Source organism: Pandoraea terrae (assembly GCF_902459695.1).
Lineage (GTDB): Bacteria > Pseudomonadota > Gammaproteobacteria > Burkholderiales > Burkholderiaceae > Pandoraea > Pandoraea terrae.
Map to the genome: position 1 here is coordinate 37,930 of NZ_CABPRZ010000029.1, position 18,904 is coordinate 56,833.

General features: G+C 59.0%; 17 protein-coding genes and 2 pseudogenes. 2 read left to right on the forward strand and 17 right to left on the reverse strand.

What is annotated here, in order from left to right; genetic code table 11:
* Positions 1-296 precede the first annotated feature (296 nt).
* The 13 genes from PTE30175_RS24030 to PTE30175_RS24090 form a co-directional block, all read right to left on the reverse strand.
* Positions 297-1,841, reverse strand: a complete 1,545-nt coding sequence (locus PTE30175_RS24030) for a tripartite tricarboxylate transporter permease (protein ID WP_150699595.1) — start codon at positions 1,839-1,841, stop codon at positions 297-299.
* Positions 1,842-1,846: 5 nt separating this feature from the next.
* Positions 1,847-2,329 carry a tripartite tricarboxylate transporter TctB family protein gene (locus PTE30175_RS24035; RefSeq protein ID WP_191629197.1) on the reverse strand — a complete coding sequence of 161 codons (483 nt, stop codon included), beginning with the start codon at positions 2,327-2,329 and terminating at the stop codon, positions 1,847-1,849.
* 174 nt (positions 2,330-2,503) lie between these two features.
* Complete coding sequence (locus tag PTE30175_RS24040; protein ID WP_150699596.1) at positions 2,504-3,244, reverse strand: sulfite exporter TauE/SafE family protein; 741 nt, start codon at positions 3,242-3,244, stop codon at positions 2,504-2,506.
* A 39-nt stretch (positions 3,245-3,283) separates the two neighbouring features.
* The gene (locus PTE30175_RS24045) at positions 3,284-4,249 is read right to left on the reverse strand and encodes a Bug family tripartite tricarboxylate transporter substrate binding protein (RefSeq protein ID WP_420819673.1); all 966 of its coding nucleotides are present in this window, start codon (positions 4,247-4,249) and stop codon (positions 3,284-3,286) included.
* A 215-nt stretch (positions 4,250-4,464) separates the two neighbouring features.
* Positions 4,465-5,382 (reverse strand): LysR family transcriptional regulator, encoded by a 918-nt coding sequence (locus tag PTE30175_RS24050; RefSeq protein ID WP_150699623.1) that lies wholly within the window; start codon positions 5,380-5,382, stop codon positions 4,465-4,467.
* Positions 5,383-5,462: 80 nt separating this feature from the next.
* On the reverse strand, positions 5,463-6,296 hold the full coding sequence (locus PTE30175_RS24055) for an amidohydrolase family protein (protein ID WP_150699597.1): 834 nt from the start codon (positions 6,294-6,296) through the stop codon (positions 5,463-5,465).
* A 33-nt stretch (positions 6,297-6,329) separates the two neighbouring features.
* Complete coding sequence (locus PTE30175_RS24060) at positions 6,330-7,013, reverse strand: fumarate hydratase C-terminal domain-containing protein (protein WP_150699598.1); 684 nt, start codon at positions 7,011-7,013, stop codon at positions 6,330-6,332.
* Positions 7,007-7,942, reverse strand: a complete 936-nt coding sequence (locus tag PTE30175_RS24065; RefSeq protein WP_150699599.1) for a fumarate hydratase — start codon at positions 7,940-7,942, stop codon at positions 7,007-7,009. Before PTE30175_RS24065 ends, PTE30175_RS24060 begins: the two co-directional genes overlap by 7 nt.
* A 14-nt stretch (positions 7,943-7,956) precedes the next feature.
* Positions 7,957-9,705 carry an L-aspartate oxidase gene (locus PTE30175_RS24070; RefSeq protein WP_150699600.1) on the reverse strand — a complete coding sequence of 583 codons (1,749 nt, stop codon included), beginning with the start codon at positions 9,703-9,705 and terminating at the stop codon, positions 7,957-7,959.
* Positions 9,706-10,053, reverse strand: a complete 348-nt coding sequence (locus tag PTE30175_RS24075; RefSeq protein WP_150699601.1) for a succinate dehydrogenase/fumarate reductase transmembrane subunit — start codon at positions 10,051-10,053, stop codon at positions 9,706-9,708. It lies immediately after the preceding gene.
* Positions 10,050-10,385: a succinate dehydrogenase/fumarate reductase transmembrane subunit gene (locus PTE30175_RS24080; protein ID WP_150699602.1), complete on the reverse strand. Its 336-nt coding sequence runs from the start codon at positions 10,383-10,385 to the stop codon at positions 10,050-10,052. The genes PTE30175_RS24075 and PTE30175_RS24080 overlap by 4 nt, the downstream gene beginning before the upstream one ends.
* A gap of 2 nt (positions 10,386-10,387) precedes the next feature.
* Positions 10,388-11,125, reverse strand: coding sequence for a succinate dehydrogenase/fumarate reductase iron-sulfur subunit (locus tag PTE30175_RS24085; RefSeq protein ID WP_150699603.1), 738 nt, complete (start codon positions 11,123-11,125; stop codon positions 10,388-10,390).
* Between the two features lie 186 nt (positions 11,126-11,311).
* Positions 11,312-12,286 carry a LysR family transcriptional regulator gene (locus PTE30175_RS24090; protein WP_150699604.1) on the reverse strand — a complete coding sequence of 325 codons (975 nt, stop codon included), beginning with the start codon at positions 12,284-12,286 and terminating at the stop codon, positions 11,312-11,314.
* A 185-nt stretch (positions 12,287-12,471) separates the two neighbouring features.
* On the opposite strand from PTE30175_RS24090, the gene PTE30175_RS24095 reads away from it, so the two are divergent.
* The gene (locus PTE30175_RS24095) at positions 12,472-13,986 is read left to right on the forward strand and encodes a CoA-acylating methylmalonate-semialdehyde dehydrogenase (protein ID WP_150699605.1); all 1,515 of its coding nucleotides are present in this window, start codon (positions 12,472-12,474) and stop codon (positions 13,984-13,986) included.
* A 69-nt stretch (positions 13,987-14,055) separates the two neighbouring features.
* Here PTE30175_RS24095 and PTE30175_RS28875 read toward each other — a convergent pair.
* A pseudogene (locus PTE30175_RS28875) lies at positions 14,056-14,274 on the reverse strand (glucarate dehydratase); the annotation flags it as partial.
* Here PTE30175_RS28875 and PTE30175_RS24105 point away from each other — a divergent pair.
* Positions 14,272-14,903: pseudogene (locus PTE30175_RS24105) on the forward strand (transposase); the annotation flags it as partial. The pseudogenes PTE30175_RS28875 and PTE30175_RS24105 overlap by 3 nt on opposite strands.
* Before the next feature lie 89 nt (positions 14,904-14,992).
* Here PTE30175_RS24105 and PTE30175_RS24115 read toward each other — a convergent pair.
* From PTE30175_RS24115 to PTE30175_RS24125, 3 genes are all read right to left on the reverse strand, one after another.
* The gene (locus tag PTE30175_RS24115; protein ID WP_150699606.1) at positions 14,993-16,210 is read right to left on the reverse strand and encodes an MFS transporter; all 1,218 of its coding nucleotides are present in this window, start codon (positions 16,208-16,210) and stop codon (positions 14,993-14,995) included.
* A 123-nt stretch (positions 16,211-16,333) separates the two neighbouring features.
* Positions 16,334-17,542 carry a 3-sulfinopropanoyl-CoA desulfinase gene (gene acdA, locus PTE30175_RS24120; RefSeq protein ID WP_150699607.1) on the reverse strand — a complete coding sequence of 403 codons (1,209 nt, stop codon included), beginning with the start codon at positions 17,540-17,542 and terminating at the stop codon, positions 16,334-16,336.
* A gap of 8 nt (positions 17,543-17,550) precedes the next feature.
* On the reverse strand, positions 17,551-18,750 hold the full coding sequence (locus PTE30175_RS24125) for a CaiB/BaiF CoA transferase family protein (protein ID WP_150699608.1): 1,200 nt from the start codon (positions 18,748-18,750) through the stop codon (positions 17,551-17,553).
* Positions 18,751-18,904 lie beyond the last annotated feature (154 nt).

Sequence of the window (18,904 nt, forward strand, 5' to 3'; positions counted from 1 at the left end):
CGGCTATCGCCCTTGTTACGCTGCACCATCCGAACCGCGCCGGGCGGTACACAGACCGCGAATGACGGCGCAAGCTGGCCAAATACGCCGTGCGTGGCTCGAAGTGCCGCAAGTAAGCGAGATTCGACAGTGACGCAATGCGTCCCGAACGGACGTAACGGTCGAAAACGGTTGTCGGTTGAATCCGCGGTCCACGGCAGACGTTAGGTACGCCCGGCCGTCGACCGGCCGGGAAGATAGCGTCGTCCACCAGCGTCCGCCGTCAAGGTTCTCGATGGCGGCAAAGCCGTGCAGCTCTACTCGCTGACCGCGATGTCAGACTCAGGCACTTCGAAGGACGCATTCTTGGCAGCGCTGTTGCGCCAGGCTGACCAGGTTACTCCGATCAGCAGTAGTGCCGACACAATCATGAATGTGCAGCTTATCGGGCGCTGCAGGAACACGGTCAGGTCGCCGCGCGACAGCAGCAGCGAGCGGCGGAAGTTCTCTTCAATCATAGGTCCAAGAACAAAGCCGAGCAGGATAGGAGCCACCGAAAATTCCAGGTACAGCAGTACCGCGCCGATCACGCCAAAGGCCAAGACCTCCCAGATACCGAAGAGGCTGTTCTGCGTGCTGAACACGCCCACCACGATAAAGAACATGGCCGACGGGAACAGGTAGCGGTATGGCACCTGCAGCATTTTGACCCACACGCCGATCAACGGTACGTTCAAAATCATCAACAGTACGTTGCCGATCCAGAAGCTGGCGATCAGGCCCCAGAAGATATCGGGGTGTTCGCTGATCAGTTGAGGTCCAGGGGTGATGCCCTGAATCATCAGCGCTCCAAGGATTAGCGCCATCACCGCGTCGCCCGGAATGCCCAGACTCATCGTCGGGATAAAGTCCACCTGTGTCTTGGAGTGCGATGATGCCTCCGGCGACGCCACCCCCGCGATCATGCCGGTACCAAATTTCTGCGGCGTCTTGGAAATCTTGCGCTCAAGCGCGTAGGCAACGAAAGTCGTAATCGTGGGCCCCGTGCCAGGCATGGCGCCGAAAAGCGTTCCCACGCCAGTGCCTCGCACCATCGGCCAGAACGCTGTCTTGAGTTCGGACAGGCTGGGTCGCATGTCACGGACGCGCAGTTTCGTCTTGCTGCTCGTAACCGCACTCATGCGGTTCACATTAAGCAAGAAATCCGCCACACCGAACAAGCCCATTGCGATCGCCACGAGCTCCAGGCCGTCGCTTAGCTCAGGGATGCCCATTGCGAACCGGAACGTTCCTGTGTTCACGTCCGTGCCGACCATGCCACATAGTAGACCGAACAGCGTCATCGCGACCCCTTTCAACGGTGAGCCACGCGACATCGTCGAGCCTGCAAGCAAGCCAAGCAGCATGATCGAGAAGATCTCGGCAGGTCCAAACTTGAATGCGATGGTGGTGAGCAACGGAGATGCAAATATCATCACGAGAATGCCCACCGACGCAGCAAAGAACGAACTGATCATCGTGATGCCCAGCGCGGTGCCCCCCTTTCCAGCTCGCGTCATCGGGTAGCCGTCCAGGCAGGTCACCGCGTGGGGCGGGTGCGACGGCAGGTTCAGCAGGATGGCACCAATTGCGCCCCCGTACTGCGAACCGTAAAAGATGCCAGCCAGCATCAGGATGGCGGGTACCGGATGCAACACATAGGTTATCGGCAAGAGGACGGAAATGGCAGAAAGTGCCCCCATGCCGGGCAGCACGCCAATCAGGTTGCCTACCAATACGCCAACGAACGACCACATCAGATTGCTGCCTTGAAAGGCAACGCCGAAGCCAAACCAAAGATCATGTAAAGCGTTGGAAACCATGGTAATCAAGCTCCCCAGGTAAAGAGCGGCAGCTGTAATTTCAGCGCCCACCAGAACACGACGGCGGCCACCACGCACATGACCAACGCCAGTAGCACGGCCTGCCTGAGGGTGTTACTACGATCGCCCAATGCGGAAATGAAGACGATGGCAAAGGTGGCCGGGATTAGACCGGCGTACTTGCCGAGCAGCAGGAAGGCCAGCACGCCCAGCACGATACACAGCGCACCGCGCAGGTCAGGCGCGCAGTGGCTGTGCCCCTGGGTAACCGGCAGCATGCTTTGCGGCGCCTCGCTACGCGCAGTCACAGCGATGAGGACGCCAACCAGTGCCAGGAGCGAACCCACCGCCACCGGGAAAAAGCCAGGCCCCATGCGGCTAAGCGCGCCGGTACGGTACTGCAGGCCCGCAACAACTGCGGCCAGGCCTACCAGCGTCATGAGGCCGCCCCCGTAGTAATCCTTCCTGAAACGATTGGCGTGCTTCATTGTGTGCCCCTCCTGAGCTTGTGGGCTATTCGATGCGATATGGCGCGACCCACTCGCAGGCAGCGAAGGTCACTGTGTAATCTGATCATTCTGTCTCCTCCGCCTTCTGAGCATGCCAATGTTCACGCGACCTATGGCTATGCCTCTCAACCGAGACCACTCAGGCAGATGTATTCACGACATTAGGCCGCGGTATAGCACCGATACTCCGCTCGCTGCCAAGAACAGCAACAGGGCACGGCGTACCACGTGTGGAGCAATACGTTGGCGCAAACGCGCCCCGACGGCTAACCCGAACAAGCTAAAAGGCATGGCGACGACGGCGCTGCGCAGCAAGTCCGCCTGATGCAGCAATCCATTTGTTGCGAACGTCAGGAGACGAAGCACTGCGCTGACGAAAATGACTGCCGAAATCGTGGCGCGAAACTGATTGAGGCTGGTCAGTCGCCGCGAAAGATACATGGTGTAAATCGGCCCCCCCGTACCGAATAGAGCGCTGAACGCGCCACCGATAACACCGGCCGGAATTGCCCAGATCCCATGCGTTTGGTCTGCCCCGGATGTGGACCGAAGCAACGTACGCACGGTCATAAGGAGGACAAACGCCCCAAGTCCGATCAACAATAACCGCGAGTCAAGTTTCGCCAATGCTGAAGTCCCAAGCACCACGCCCACCAACATGAACGGAAATAACCTCGTCAACTCGCGCCGAGACACCAGGGACCAGTTCCGCATTCCCACCACCGTAGTGGTAACCAGGTCCAACATCAAAAGCATCGGAACCACAAAATGCAGCGGAATGAACTGAACCAGCACCGGGACGGCAACCATGGCCGCCCCAAAACCAGTGAGCCCAAACACCGCATATGCGACAACAACGGTGAGCGCCAATGCAACGTAGTGGTCTATGCCCATGCAACTGACTCGCTGAAAATGTGCACCCCCACCTTGGGGCTAGTTGGCAGAAATCTTCCGCTTACTGACCAAAATCTTCCATCGCACCGATTCCTGGACAACCTCGTCAGCGAGCGTGCCCTTGGGAGACAATGTCTTTGTCATTCCGAGGGTTGCCAGATAGCGCTGCATATCAGCGTCGGCGACTGCGCGCTCAACGTCAGCGTACATCTTTGACGTCAGTTCTTTTGGCGTGCCTGCGGGTGCCATCAATGCAAACCAGCCGGAGAAGGTAAAGCCGGGCAGCCCAGCTTCCGCAACCGTAGGCACATCTGCGAGCATGGGGGAGCGTTCTTTACTTGTTACGGCAAGGGCGCGCAGTTTTCCGGTCTTGAGAAGCGGAGCAATCGCATTGATATTTCCGACCGTCATCTCGACCACGCCTGCCATCAGGTCAGAGTACGCCGGGCCCTCCCCCTTGTACGGAACGTGAACAATATTGATGCCGCTCGCGTCCGCAAATGCCTCGCCGGCCATGTGCACTTGACTACCAATACCAGCTGAGCAGAAGCTGAGTTTCCCGGGATTCGCCTTGGCGTAACTTATCAACTCCTTCAGGCTCTTCGCGGGTACCTGCGCATTGACTGTTACCACCATTGGGCCGCTAGCAACCTTGGTGATCATCTCGAAGCTCGCCGCAGAGTACGGGAGCTTCTTATAGATGAACGGATTGACGGTAAACATGCTTCCGGAGGCAAGTAGAAGCGTGTATCCGTCCGGCGCCGATTTGGCGACTACGTCAGCGCCGACTGCACCGCCGGCGCCCGGGCGGTTGTCAACGATCACAGGCTGCTTCCATTGTTTGCCCAACTCGCGGGCCAGTGCCCTGCCGAGCGAATCCGTTGCTCCACCCGCGGCGAACGGGATGACGAGGTGGACTGGATTCGTTGGCCAGTCTGCGGCATTTGCGGAGTTCGTGTACAAGGGAACGACGGCGAAAGCCCACATGGCGAGCGCGGCCGACATACGGCGTCGAATTGCATGACGCCTTGCAAGGTTAACGCCGGCCGTAATATCGACCTGCCGTCCGATAATGCGTGTCAGCCCATTCGCTACCAGTTTGCTGATGGTGCTGGTCAGGTATCGTGAATTCATCACTGTCTCCTTTGCTGCGTCGCTTGCTTCGCGACTGTCATGTCTTTCCTGTGAACGGTCTAAGCAGGTATGTGTTTAATCCATGCCTAACCTCTCTCGATCAACTTCGGCTGGCCTTCCTGAGTTGACGCAGCGCCCGGCAACGTTACAGCCCGCAAGGCGTCCAAGAGCACATTCGAAAAATACGAGCGCGGATTGTCGCGAGGGACCAAAATGCCCAGCCTTCGTGTAAGTGGTGGAGACCCGAACGGGATTGTCCTGATCGTCGGCGGGAACTCATTCTCAACGCCGCGAGCAGGCACCACGGAGGAACCCAAGCCATTTGCCACCATCGCAATGACCCCTTCGAGGGTATCGATCTCCATGATTGAGCGAACGGCAATCTGTCGTCTGACCATTTCCTCCTGCACAATGAACCCGACACGTGCAGCGCGGTTAAAGCGGACGTACGGCGTGGTTTCGAGCACCCCCTTGTCTGAGTCGCCCCTCGTTGTCACATGTGTAATGACGACAAATTCCTCGTCCACGAAAGGCAAGAACTGCAGGTCCAGGCGCTGCACCTCCGGTTCGGTGACGACTGCAACGTCGAGTTGGCGACGATGCACTGCCTTCTCCAGTTCGTGAGTCAGGCCAGTAGTCAGGTGAACATCGATCCTGTGCCCCTGTTGCTGCATCCTTTTCAGTGCCAGCGGAAGCACGCCAGACACGGAGGTGTGCACGGAACCGATCTTGAGTACGCCGCCTGCCGCGTCCCGCTTGAGAGCGGCACTCATGCTTTCCCAATGCGTCAACAAGTCTCTGGCGCGATTCGTGAACGCCAGGCCTGCGTCGGTGAGAACGGGTGGTCGCCTGCTACGGTCGAAGATGGTCATCCCGAGCTCCTCTTCCAGGGCACGCATTTGCATACTGACCGCAGACAGAGACAGTCCGATCGCGTTTCCCGCCTCGGCAAAGCTGCCGCGGTCCGCGATGGCGACTAAGGTGTAGAGTGTTTTGACGTCCATGATTGACAAGGTGTAGTACGTTACAGACAGGCTAGTCTGTTGCAATCGTCATTGTTCCGCAAGGACGCCTCCATCTTCTTCTACAGTCCCAGCAGTCGCTGCGCGTTTCCGCCCATCACCTTCTCGAGGTTTTCGGGTCGGATCGGAAGTTGCTCAAACCAGACCTTGTAGTCCCGGACCGGGCAGAAGGGGAATGAGCTCGCGTACAGCATCCTGTCAGCGAGGAATGTGTCCGCGGCCTTGACATACTCCTCCCAGCCAGGCATCCGGGAAAAGTACATGTCAGGTGACAGATACATGTTCTGGCGACGGAATGCGATATGGAGGATTTCCGTCACCCATGGCCAGCCGCCGTGCGCCACCACGACGTTCAGCCGCGGGAAGTCTGCCAGCACACGGTCTGTACGGATGGGATCCGAATAACTCAGATCCGGTCCGGCTGTGCCACCAACCATCATGATGACCGGTACGTTCAGATCCTCACAATGAGCGTAGATCGGATACAGACGGCGATCGTCGGCATACATCGGCACAGGATACGAACCTGGCTCAATGTTGATTGCCTTGAAACCGCTTTTAACAGCTTCAGTGATCGTTTCACAGGCAGTTACGCGCTTCGTTGGATCGATGGAGGCCGCCCCTACGAAACGCCCCGGGAAGTCTCGAACAATCCGTTGCACGTCAGCATTAGTGACACTGCCCAGCGTGCCGGCCAGACGTCCCACCACAACGCCCTTGTCCACCCCGGCATCGTCCATCTCCTTGATCAGGAGATCCATGGAATGCTGCTGCGCCGCAGGGGACGGATCAAAGCCCACAGTCCGGGTAAAGCCATCCCGTCGTTCGCCCGCCGAATACATGAGCGTACTGAGGAAGCCGCCGAGTGGTGGGCGAAGTCGAAAGTCAACGATCATTTCTTTTCCTTTCCTGGATTTACACGAAGCGCGTCACATCACCTCGTTCTTACGGTCGTCAGTCTCACCGTAGCGATGCAACGCCGGTGGCTTGAGCCCCGCATACAGTTTCTCGATGCCGATATTGATTTCTTCGCCATGCTTGGCGAACAAGGAGTTACCTTGGAGATCGCTCTCGACGATGAACGGACCGAAGCTTTCGACTTCAAACATCCACATCGCCTGTGCGATACCAAGCTCGTCGAGCCAGAAGACATCGCGTACTTGCTTGATGCCCCGCCCGAGCAACGCTCCAGTACCATAGCCAACGGTGGTCAGGTAGACGGCCCCTCCTGGCGCCAGCACGTTCTTGTAGTCGTCGGCCGGCATCCCCCCCTTTCCGATGACGATTCGACAACCCGTCCGCGCAATCCACTTCGGCATCCACTTCGAGAATCGAAAGCTTGCGGTGGCGGTCACCGCACCGACGTTGTAGCCACCTTTTTCATCGAGCGCTGCAGCAGGCGAGCAATGAAAGTTCACATTGCTCAGCCCTTTCAGTTCAACGGGCAACTCGAGTCCTTCGTCGAGTACCTTCTTGTACACGCCCTCCCGTGCCGTATAGATGAGGCCGTTCAGATAAACTGCCGCCCCCAGTTCCAACCTGGCGACGTCTTCGGTCGAGGCTGGGACATTGATGTGGAACACCTTCATCTCATCTGCCTGTTGGTCTACCATTCCACTGTCTCCCTGCGCATGTAAGGGGTGAACCACTGAGGGTCCGTGCGATACTCGATGTCGCCGTTTGCATGGATGCGTGCCGTGGCGCGCCGCGAGGACAGGCAGAAGGTGTGGAGGCTGATGGGCATGCCGCCGGTATGGGTATGACCGACTTCAATGTGGCAGTCGACCACCATCGAAGATCCGACAAAACCCATCGCGCCCATGCCGATAGAGTTCCCAAGCTTCTTCAGTTCCAGCTCGAGTTCAGCAATTTTTGGGTCCGGGTTGCGGTCGCCCACCACCCGCAGACAGGCGGCCTGCTTGCCCAACTGCATGCACGTATCCTTTGACCCGCCCAGGCCGATACCGACGATGGCGGGCTGGCAGGCAAGTCCGCGCTTCCCGAACGCAATCAGCGTGTCAAGGACAAAGCGCTTGATTCCGTCAATGCCGTCCCCGGGGAACAGCATTCTGTAGTCGGTGCCGAACAACCCGCCTTTGTGGACGGTCGTAATATCGATCCAGTCTGCGTCCGGCTCAAAAGACCATTCGATCTCGGGCGCGTTAATACCAACATTGTTGTTGTTATCGGTTCGCCAAAGCGGATGCACTCGATTAGGCCGCAGGGGAATCGCCTGAGTTGCGTCGGCCGTCGCCTTGCGAAGCGCTCTCTCAACTGCAACAAAGCCGGATTGCACGGAGGTATCGTTACCCACCTTGACATAATAGCGAGGCAAACCGGTGTCAGCGCACATGGGGCGCTGATCCTGATCCGCGGCCTCCCAGTTGTCCATCATGGCGTGGATAACGAAGCGAGGCAGCTTGCCGGTCTCCGTTTTCTGAAGCTCCTGGATGCCTTGCTTGTAGTCTTTGGGGATCTGGATCGCGGCGCGTCGCATGATTTCCAACGCGGCTTCCTCGACCCGATCGATGGATATTGTCATCGTTGCGGTCCTGTCTATGCTTCAACTTTCGGGGGTTGACCGGCTTCGCCGGATATCAGGGAAGTCCCGGGCCGCACGATATCGAACGTCACCGGAACCATTTCCAGGCGCAGTCCATCGCCATCGGCCGTTACACGCGTGTACCGGCTGGTATGCAGGTCGCCGGCGTCCGGAAAGTCCTGACGGAAATGCGCGCCACGACTGTTCTCGCGTGCGAGCGCAGACACGGCAATCACCCGGGAGAGATCAACGAGACTCTGCAAGTTCAACCAATCGTGCCAGGTGACGTTGTATCGGCGATCACCGTCGGCTACGCCCATGCCGAGTAGCGATGCGCGATGCGTGCCGATCGCATCAAGACCGCGGCGCATCGCCGCTTCGTTACGCAGCACACCGACGTCGTCCCACATCGTCTGAGCCAACGCGTCACGCAACTGATGGATCGCCCCCGCCGGGCGGGAGAATGGATATTCGGCGCGCTCGATACCGCTCTGGATCACGCGCTTGTCAGGCTCCCGCCACTGACTCACATTGGCAACGTAAGCCGCCATCGAATCGCCGGCAATCCCCCCGAAGACAGTCGAGTTGGCCACACCGTTCCCGCCGAGCCGATTCGCACCATGGACACCGCCGCAGTCCTCACCTGCGGCAAACAAACCTGGTGAGGCGGTGGAGCCGTCCACATTGAATTCGACGCCTCCCATCAGGTAGTGGGCGGTGGGCACGACCTCAACGCGCCCAGCCGCCAGGTCAAAGCCGCAATCCTTGCAGCGATTGACCATGCCCGGGAAAGTCTTGGCAACCTTTTCTGGACCCAAGTGGCTCATCTGGATGTAGATACCGCCCATCGGACCAGTTCTGCCAGCTCGCATCTCGGCGTAGATTCCGCGGCTCACGACATCACGGGTAGCTCGCTCTCCGCGTGAGTCATAGTTCGTCATGAACCGTTCGCCGTTGCCGTTGATCAGGTAACCGCCGGCGCCGCGCAAGCCCTCCTCCAGTACCGTACCGGTCATGCGGGTTTCGGGGCCACCGAGCAGACCCGTAGGATGGAACTGGACCATTTCCATATCCCGCAGGCTAAGCCCGTACCGCATCGCCATCGCCAAGCCGTCGCATGTCTTGTCGCCAGAGGGCGTGTGATACCGATACATTGTCGGGCCGGCCCCCGTCGCCAGCAGCACTGCCTTGGCTTGCACCATGCGATAGGTGCCGCGGCGCATATCAATGAACAACACGGCGGCAATTCCCGAGCCGTCGGCAGCCGGAATCAGTTCGATCGCCCGGTGCTCCTCCATTTCCTCTACGTCAAGCGCCCGGACTTGCTCCATCAAGCGATTGATGATTTCAATGCCAGTAAGGTCAGCTTTGTGTACGGTACGGTCGAAGCTCTGTCCTGCAAACGCCTTCTGATGAAGAGTCCCGTCTGGATTCCGGTCGAAGAAGCATCCAATCTCGTTCTCCAGCTCCCGCACTCGCTCAATTGCGCCCTCGACCAGGCGCCATGCGAGATCCTGACGAGGCAACCACTTGCCACCTTCGATCGTGTCCATGAAGTGGCGCTCGACCGAGTCGCCGGCCGACAATGCGACGTTGTACCCGCCCTGTACCATGCGAGTACATCCGCACTTGCCCAGCAGCCCCTTGACGGCAACTGACACCTTGAGCGCCGGATTTGCCTTCTTGGCGTGGAGTGCCGCGAAAAGCCCTGCGCCGCCGGTTCCAAGAATCAGGATGTCGGTTTTATGGTTCTCGATTTGCATTCAAATTACCCCCAGGGCGAAGACCAGTCCGACTGCCAGCGAAAACACAGCCCCCCACTGAATCCAGGAAACGCGCGCGTCGCGCGTTGAGCTCCACGGAAGAAGTTCCAGTGCAAGCAGGCGCATTCCGAAGCACAAATGAATCGAAAGCAGCAGTACTAATCCCCACTCACCGAATTTCACTGCCCCTAATTCGGCAAATCTGAGGAACGCATCCATGCGAGAACGATCCTGCAGGGCCATCCCAAGCACATAAAAGTGAGCAGGCAGGAAGAGCCCGAGCGCCAGGCCCGAGAGGCGGTGGCCGAGGAAAGCCCAATAAGCCCTGTGATTGCGAGGCGATTTCATGAAAGCAGCCCTCCAACGGCGATGACGGCTCGCAGCCCCATGGTCAACAACACAAGGCCAAACACCAGACAAATCACGGACGCGAAGGCGCGACTGATACGTCCCCACTCAATCAGAATGTTGCGCAGGCCAATGGGCACGTGGATGCCGACGCTTACCACAAACAGGGAGTAGAACGATATCCACCCCCAGCTACCTTGGGTACGCGAAAGGATGCTGGCGACAGTCAGGCCGCCGCGAACGGCGTACAGAATGACGGCCAAATGGATCAACACGAAGGGCGCCATGATCATGGCGGTCAGTCGCTGGAGCGCAAACAGGCGGGGCTCCATGATTACTCCCCTCCTTTCAAGAACTGCATCAACGCGTTCTTCTTCAGCCCGGCGATGCTTCCCGTCGGACTCAGGCTCACAGGGCAGTGGGTCATGCAGCTTCCCTGCGTATGGCAAGAGTTACATCCGCTTCCTGAAGTCGCTTTGCGCAAGACATCCTTGGGATCAGCGTGGCGCTCATCGTTGAACAGTGTCCATGCCCTATTGAGCGCTGCCGGCCCGAGATACTCCTTGTCCCAGGAGACCACGTCGCAAGCTGCATAGCAAACACCGCAATTGATGCATTCGATGGCAGCATCGGCCATCTTCCGCTTACGGCTGGCAGGAGAAACGTTAGCGGGCGGATCGTTGCGACTGGCCGTGCCGACGAACGTGTTGCCAGCCTTCTTCCATTTCTGGAAAAACTCGGACATATCAACGACCAGATCCTTGATGCGCGGCATATTGCGCAAGGGCTCGATCACGATCACGCCGTCCTCTTGGACTCGACTGACATGCGTGCGGCACGTCCATCGCGGCTTTCCGTTCACTGTCATTGCGCATGACCCGCATACCCCGACCCGGCAGGCAAAGCGGTAGGAAAGCGTGGGGTCGAACCGGCGCTGAACCTCGGTTACCACATCGAGCACAGTTTGATTCTCTCTCCACGGAACGTGGTAGGTGTCGCAGTTGTCTTCGGCAGCAGCACCACGAATGATTCGTACTGTGAGCGTGCGTCGATCGGGCTTTGTGGCTTCCATCTCCCTTCCTCTGGTATCTGTCAATGCAAGCGCCCGTGCCCGACCGCTTCGCTGCGGCCAAGGCCTAACGTGGTTGGCTTGAAGTCAGTTTAAGTAATCGAAATATCTTAATCAAGATTATTTTGGTTGATATTTTTTGAAGATATAGCCAAAGCGCAATGTAGTGCGCGCCAAGATTCGCCCCCCTTAGATCAGGGTCGGCGCCTTCGTCGAAAAGCCGTTTGCAAAGGCCCCGCGGAGAAACTCGATGAACACTTGCGAAACACGCGACGTATGAGCCGAATAGGGGCGGATGGCATAGAGCCACTCCCCGAACGCGCCTGTCGGCCTCCATTCCGGGAGGACCTCAATCAGTCGACCTGTTTCCAGGGCTGACTGCGCGCTGAAGTCGGGCAAGAGCGCGATCCCCAGCCCCTCAATGGCGGCGTCCCGCAGTGCTTCACTGTTGTTGACGGCCATCGGGCCAGCCACCGCCACGGTCATAGGATCGACGTGCGACGTTGCAGGACCCGACGGGGCACTGCGTGCAGGAACGAATGTCCAGGTCGGGGTTCCCTCGGCGCGTGGATAGTGCAAGCAAGCATGCGACGATAGTGCCTGTGGCGTTTCAGGAATGCCTCTTGCTCTCAAGTAAGAGCGGCTCGCCGCCAACACCGTGCGGGTCGGCGTGAGCGTCCAGGCGACATGGGTCTCCGGGGGAGCCCCGGTGTGGCGCACAGCGACGTCGAATCCCTCTTGTGCCAACGACCGAATACGGTCCGACATGTCGAGCTCCAGATGGATCGCGGGATACCGCCTGAGAAACTCAGGCAGCCGAGGCACCAACTGCTGACGTGCGAACGCAACCGGCGCGGTGACACGCAATGAGCCCCTTGGAGCCCCGGCCAGGTCGCGAACGCTTGCGAATCCCGTCGCAATTTGCTCAAAGGCACCTCGCGTTGACTCAACCAATTGCTTGCCGGCTTCGGTCAATTTTGCGCTTCGCGTCGTTCGTTGCACGAGCGCGATTCCTGTCGCCTTCTCGAGATCAGCGATGTGTTGGCTCATCGACGCCTTGCTAACCCCAAGCCGGGCTGCAGCTTTGCTGAAACTGCCCTGCTGTTGCAGCACCGTCAGCCAATGCAAGTGGGCCCAAAGCCCCTCCACAGCATCGTGCTTCACTTTCTTGCCCTCCAATCCAAAGTCATATCATTCGCCAATTTTGCCATTTTGCTATTTCAATAGCACAAAATTCTGAACAATGAATTTATGAATGGACGGCTACCGCTGCGCTGAACCACTGCCTACACTGCGGTCAACGTATTCGTTGCAGCCGCCACGCTGCCACCTCTTAAAGGAGATCTTCCGTGACCACGCCCTTTACCAGCACTGACGACGTTACCCACTTTGTTTCCGGTCAGCCCTATGCGGGAGCAGGCAGCCAAACGCAGGCGGTTTTCAATCCCGCCACCGGCGCGATCGCACGGCATGTACGCCTGGGAACCAACGATGACGTCGATGCAGCCGTCGGCAGTGCCGCCAAGGCGTTTCCGAAGTGGTCGAACATTCCACCGATTCGGCGCGCTCGGATCATGCTCAGGTTTCTGGAGCTGATGAACAGCCACAAGGAAGAACTCGCGGCGATCATCACGGCCGAACATGGGAAGGTATTAAGTGACGCCATCGGAGAAGTCAGCCGCGGCATCGATATCATCGAGTTTGCATGCGGTATTCCGCAGTTGCTCAAGGGCGACTATACCGATCAGGTATCGACCGGCATGGACAACTGGACCATGCGACAGCCGTTGGGCGTGGTGGCCGGCATTACGCCGTTCAACTTTCCGTGCATGGTCCCCTGCTGGATGTTCCCGATCGCGATTGCATCGGGTAATTGCGTTGTGCTCAAGCCGAGCGAGCGCGATCCGTCCGCGTCGCTGTTCATTGCGCGTCTCTTGAAGGAGTCTGGCCTGCCCGATGGCGTCTTCAACGTAGTGCAAGGGGACAAGGTGGTTGTTGACGCACTGCTCCACCATCCAGATATCAAGGCCGTAAGCTTTGTGGGTTCTACGCCCATTGCCAACTACATCTACGAGACTGGCGCCAGGCTTGGCAAACGTGTCCAGGCCCTGGGAGGGGCAAAGAATCATTTGGTCGTGATGCCCGATGCGGATATCGACAAAACCGTTGACGCGCTTGTAGGCGCAGGATATGGCTCAGCCGGCGAGCGCTGCATGGCCATCTCTGTTGCGGTCCTTGTAGGCGACGTTGCGGACAAGATCGTGCCGAAGCTTGCCGAGCGCGCGAAGGCACTGGTCATCAAGAACGGCATTGAGCCGGATGCCGAAATGGGGCCGATCGTCACGGCACAGGCGCTGGAGCGTATCGAGAGCTATATCGCCCTCGGGGTGGAAGAAGGGGCAGACCTGGTCGTTGACGGTCGCAATTACACGGTCCCCGGCCATGAGAAAGGTTTCTTCACCGGAGGGACCCTGTTCGACAACGTTAGGCCCCACATGCGGATCTATAAGGAAGAGATCTTTGGCCCGGTCCTTTCATGCATTCGTGTGAAGGACTTTTCCGAAGCGGTCAAGCTTGTCAATGATCACGAATACGGCAATGGCGTCGCGTGCTATACGCGAGACGGCCACGTCGCGCGGGAATTCGCCCGGCGAATCGAAGTCGGCATGGTTGGCATCAACGTCCCGATCCCCGTTCCCATGGCTTGGCACGGCTTTGGCGGCTGGAAACGTTCCTTGTTCGGCGACATGCACGCATACGGCGAGGAAGGTGTTCGCTTCTTTACGCGCCAGAAAAGTGTCATGCAAAGGTGGCTCGACGATACGGCCAAGGGTGCCGAATTCGCGATGCCTACGGCGTCATAAGCAAGCCAGTGAGGATGATGTGCCGCTGGCAACGTTTCATACGAAGAATGCCGCCAGCGTGCACGCCATCTATCGTCCCAGGCTGGGGCGCTTGGGATCGTACGTCCATCCCGGCACGAGGTATTGCATCGCTATCGCGTCATCGCGCGCGCGGGTGCCGATGCGTTTGTAAAGCTCATGGGCCTCCGTCACACGGGCCATGTCGATCTCAATGCCGCGCCCCGGCCGATCGGGGACGGCAACCTCGCCGTCGACAATGCGCAGCGGCTCGCGCGGCAGGCGCTCCTGGCATACCCCCTACCCGGGATCCCGCCGGAGCTGATCGACCAGTTCATCAAAGGTCCGATGACGGCAGAAGCCGTGCAGGACGGGGCGATGGCGTTCAAGAAGGCGCTGATTGAACGCGCCTTGGCGATATCCAGACGTTATTGCTCGAACAGTACGGCACGGAGGTTTCGCCGGAGTTCGTCAACTCCGTCACCGATTCTGTCATGGATGAGGTACTGGCCTGGCAATCCCGCCCGCTCGTTCCGATGTATCCGGTGGTCTTCTTCGACGCATTGCGGGTCAAGATTCGCTCGGACGGCGTGGTTCGAAACACGGCGGTGCACCTTGCACTGAGCATCTTGCCCGACGGCACGCGCGACATCCTCGGCCTGTGGATCGAGAACACCGAGGGCGCGAAGTTCCGGCTGAAGGTCTTCAACGACCTGAAGACTCGCGGAGTGCAGGCCATCCTGATTGCGGTCACCGATGGATTGCAGGGCATGGAGGAAGCGTTGGGGGCGGTCTTCCCGGCGAGCTTGCGCAAGATCATCAAAACACGCGGTCACTTCCCCAGTGACGATGCGGCCACCAAGCTCCTCTGGCTGGCCTTGCGTGGCAGCGTTGCCCGCGGCTCAACGGCCCCTGATTGGCATTCAGTTTGCCCCGCCGGCCGTTTGTGCCATGGCTTGCTTGGCGTTGTCTCCTGGCAACGCGGACCACTGGCTCCTGATCCTGCTTGTCATAAGTCGGTCCTTGCCAAGGCCGTGATACCCGCCACAGGCTGGCTGATTTTCCGTAACCCCAAAGCAGCAAGGAACGCGACGAGCCCCCCAGCAGCGAGCGGCATATACGCCCACCCCCACTGGTGGGTCCAATCGAGCGTTGCTCCGAACGTCATTGGCGCAAGCGCCCCAGCTCCGAACCCCAAAATCGATCTAACGCCCATCACGCGCCCCAGATAGACTGCGGGTACCTCATCAGTCATGGCGGCCGAAAGCACGCCCGAGTCGGCCAGGATAAAGAAGCTGCCGATGGCTGCCAGCGCGATCACCCAGCCGGCGCCCCACTGCTCGGACCAACCTATCAACGTAGAGCATAGGGCGCCCATTGCCCCAACGCAAATCAGCACGCGCGATCGTCCCCATCGATCCGACAGCGCACCGACGACTCCCGTGGCGATCATGCCCGATAGGTGTACCGTGCCCCCCACAATCAGGCTGATGGTCATTGCGCCCAATCCAGACGGTTGAAGTACCGTCGCCAACAACGTTGGAGTCCAAGCCCAGCTACCTAGCAACTCCCAACAATGGGCAACGTAGCCGACAAGAAGACATACAGACGTTGTGCCGAACACACTCTTCCATTGAATTGGCTCTGAAGATCCTTCTGCCTCACGCTGACAACGGCGGTTCTCAACGCCTTTGAGACTGAACTGTCCAACCATCGCGCCAGCCAAAGCGCCGATCGCACATATGGCAAAGCCCGCCGCCGGCCCATACGCCCTCGCAACCCACATCGAGAGAGAGACGGAAAGCAAATAGCCGAATGACCCCGCCGCCAGCATCTGGCCCATTGCGCGACCCCGCTCTGCTGGTGAGCTCCAATCCGCTACCAGAAGTAGCGCGGGTGTGTACGCGCCTCCCTGTGTTAGCCCGACGAACACGATCAAGATCAACGCGGTATGCGGCGATCTGGCAAAAATCGCGAACATCACCAAGGCAGCGGCACCTGCCCATGTGCAAGCCAGATACACGCGCTTGGCGCCCAAGCTATCGGAAAGCCACGAGGCAACCAGGAGCGCAACTGCGTTGGACAGATTGAACGCGGTTTGGATCGCACCGGCAGTTGTTGCGTCCATGTGCCATACGGAACGGAGTACTGGCAATGCACCTGCAAATGCCATCGTGCCCATGCAGGTACCGGCACGGCCGATACATAAAAGCAATTGACGATTCATGTGTGCCTCGCCGAGGTCGAGCGCCCCGATTGTACAAAACGATGCATGCAACGGTTGGAGAAAAAAGGAGGCACGGCAATGTTGGATGGAGAAGCACGTGGCCCACGTGCTTCGTTACTCGTATCAACTCAGGCGGGCTTGCTCTGCCGCTTTCAGATAGCCGTCGCGCGTCTGCGGTAGTTTCATTCCGAGCAGCGTGGCAGCGACCTGCGTGCGCAGAATCTGCGCCGTGCCGCCGGCGATGGTGAACATGCGGGCATCACGTACGTGCCGCTCCATCGGGTGATGCCGCCCGTAACCGGACGACCCATAGAACTGCAGAGCGTCGTTGGTGACCTTGTTGGCCGTTTCAGCCGCAAAGATCTTGGCCCGTGCCGCCTTGTCGATATCCGGGAAATCCGCGCCGCTGGAAGCCGCGGAACGCAGCAGCAATCGGGCTGCCTCCAGTTGGGTCGACATGTCGGCCAACATCCACTGCAGCCCCTGAAATTCGGCAATAGGTCGGCCGAACTGATGCCGGGATTTCAGGTAGGCCATGCCTTCCTCAAACGCGCCCTGCGCGATACCCAGGGCCACCGTGCCTGCACCGACACGCTGCGCGTTGTAGGCTGTCATCAGTGAGGCGAAACCGCGCTTCAGCCCGGCGGGGGGCATCACCAGCATCGACTTGTGCACCTTGAGGTCACGGAACTCGAGATGGGTTTCGGGGATGCCGCGTACACCCATGGCGTAAAGCCTTCGTCCCACCACGAGTTCGGCAGGTGCGTTGCCATCCCGCACGCAGATGAATGCACCGATGCCTTGCTCCACACCGTCGTCGAACACGCGCGCGAAGATCAGGTGCAACCGCGAAACGCCACCGCCAGTGATCCAGTACTTCTCTCCATTCAGGATGTAGTCATCCCCCTTCTTGTCGGCACGCGTGGTCATCTCGCTGGCGGCGCTGCCGGCATTCGGCTCCGAGACGCAGATCGCCGGCTTGTCTCCCGATAGCACCAGATCGGCCGCCAACCTCAGTTGCGCCTCGGTTCCATACTTCGCGATGGCGCCGATCGCCCCCATGTTTGCCTCTACCGTGATCCGCCCCATGGTGGCGCACGCCTTGGCCATCTCTTCAATGACGATCACAGTGTCCAAATAAGAGAGGCCCCGGCCGCCCACGTTTTTTGGCAGTGTCATGCCCATGAATCCCGCGTCGCGCAGCTGCGCGACGTTATCCCACGGATACTGTTCGGTGAGGTCCGTATTGGCGGCGGTGGGGGCGAATACAGATTGCGCGAGCTCTCGTGCTTTCGCCTGCAGATTCAACTGTTCAGGGGTCAGGTCGTACATGGCGTCTCCTAAAGCGTTTTAGTGTTTCCAAGCCAATCCATCAGTACTTCTGCAGCATGCTCATTGAGCCGTGGCGGTGGTCGCATGTAGCTCGGTGGCGTTGCGGACATCCTTAGAGGATTTGCCAGGAGATGAATCTCCCCGTCCATCGCCCACTCGCACGGCATGCGCAGCTCGGCGCCGCGGGCTTTGACATGTGGATCGGCAAATACGTCTTCCAAATTGTTCACGGGCCCGCACGGGACACCGACCGTTTCGAGCTCCCGCAGCCATGTCGCGCGAGACCGCGTTCTTAGCGCGTGGTCAACAAGTTCGCACAGTGCGGCTCGATGACGGATTCGCATCGGGTTGGTTGCATAACGCTCGTCGGACGCGAGTTCGTCCATCCCCGCGACCTCGCAGAACCGGCGAAATTGGGCATCGTTTCCAACGGCAAGGATCATCGGCGCATCGGCCGTCGAGAACACCTGGTATGGAACGATGTTCGGGTGGCCGTTACCCAAGCGAGTCGGTAGCTGCCTGTCAGCCAGGTAATTCGTGCCGGCATTGACGAGCCAGGAGATCTGCGTATCGAGGAGGGAAATGTCGATGTGTTGCCCTTCTCCCGTTCGCTGACAATGCTGCAGAGCCGCCAGGATTCCGACGGTGGCGTACATGCCTGTCATGACATCGGCAATCCCAACACCCACCTTCATCGGTTCGCCGTCCGGCACGCCGGTAAGGCTCATGATGCCCCCCATGCCCTGGATCAAGAAATCATAGCCAGGTCGGGCGGCGTACGGGCCCGTCTGCCCGAAACCCGTGACAGAGCAATAGATCAGGCGCGGATATCGGTCCTTGATTTGCTCGTACGCCAAGCCGTACTTGGCAAGGCCGCCCACTTTGTAGTTCTCCACCAGTACATCGGCCTGCGCGATCAGCTGATGCACGAGTTCCCGACCCGAGGCAGATCCGATGTCGATGGCAATCGATCGCTTGTTGCGATTGGCCGAGAGGTAATAGGCACTCTCCTCCGTTTGCTCCCCCGACGTCCCGCGTACGTAGGGTGGGCCCCATTTGCGCGTGTCATCCCCCTCGTCAGGTTTTTCGACTTTGACGACATCAGCCCCAAGATCGCCAAGAAGCTGGGCCGCACTGGGGCCCGCCAAGATACGGGAGAGATCCAGGACCTTGATTCCAGCTAGCGCGGTCTTCTGATCGGTGTTCATACGACACCACCGTTTGCGGGCTCGATCTGACGCGCGGGGATGGCGCGCTCCAATGACCAAGAACCACATGAGAAGTTAAGTGAATCCATCGCCTTCCTCGTCACTGCATGACTTTTGAGAAATTCTAATACTCACAGTCCTCACTCACAATTGA

Excerpts from the sequence above, each read along its gene's own strand:
- PTE30175_RS24030 (WP_150699595.1), bottom strand. The coding sequence starts at position 1,841 with ATGGTTTCCAACGCTTTACATGATCTTTGGTTTGGCTTCGGCGTTGCC.
- PTE30175_RS24035 (WP_191629197.1), bottom strand. The coding sequence starts at position 2,329 with ATGAAGCACGCCAATCGTTTCAGGAAGGATTACTACGGGGGCGGCCTC.
- PTE30175_RS24040 (WP_150699596.1), bottom strand. The coding sequence starts at position 3,244 with ATGGGCATAGACCACTACGTTGCATTGGCGCTCACCGTTGTTGTCGCA.
- PTE30175_RS24045 (WP_420819673.1), bottom strand. The coding sequence starts at position 4,249 with ATGTCGGCCGCGCTCGCCATGTGGGCTTTCGCCGTCGTTCCCTTGTAC.
- PTE30175_RS24050 (WP_150699623.1), bottom strand. The coding sequence starts at position 5,382 with ATGGACGTCAAAACACTCTACACCTTAGTCGCCATCGCGGACCGCGGC.
- PTE30175_RS24055 (WP_150699597.1), bottom strand. The coding sequence starts at position 6,296 with ATGATCGTTGACTTTCGACTTCGCCCACCACTCGGCGGCTTCCTCAGT.
- PTE30175_RS24060 (WP_150699598.1), bottom strand. The coding sequence starts at position 7,013 with ATGGTAGACCAACAGGCAGATGAGATGAAGGTGTTCCACATCAATGTC.
- PTE30175_RS24065 (WP_150699599.1), bottom strand. The coding sequence starts at position 7,942 with ATGACAATATCCATCGATCGGGTCGAGGAAGCCGCGTTGGAAATCATG.
- PTE30175_RS24070 (WP_150699600.1), bottom strand. The coding sequence starts at position 9,705 with ATGCAAATCGAGAACCATAAAACCGACATCCTGATTCTTGGAACCGGC.
- PTE30175_RS24075 (WP_150699601.1), bottom strand. The coding sequence starts at position 10,053 with ATGAAATCGCCTCGCAATCACAGGGCTTATTGGGCTTTCCTCGGCCAC.
- PTE30175_RS24080 (WP_150699602.1), bottom strand. The coding sequence starts at position 10,385 with ATGGAGCCCCGCCTGTTTGCGCTCCAGCGACTGACCGCCATGATCATG.
- PTE30175_RS24085 (WP_150699603.1), bottom strand. The coding sequence starts at position 11,125 with ATGGAAGCCACAAAGCCCGATCGACGCACGCTCACAGTACGAATCATT.
- PTE30175_RS24115 (WP_150699606.1), bottom strand. The coding sequence starts at position 16,210 with ATGAATCGTCAATTGCTTTTATGTATCGGCCGTGCCGGTACCTGCATG.
- acdA (WP_150699607.1), bottom strand. The coding sequence starts at position 17,542 with ATGTACGACCTGACCCCTGAACAGTTGAATCTGCAGGCGAAAGCACGA.
- PTE30175_RS24125 (WP_150699608.1), bottom strand. The coding sequence starts at position 18,750 with ATGAACACCGATCAGAAGACCGCGCTAGCTGGAATCAAGGTCCTGGAT.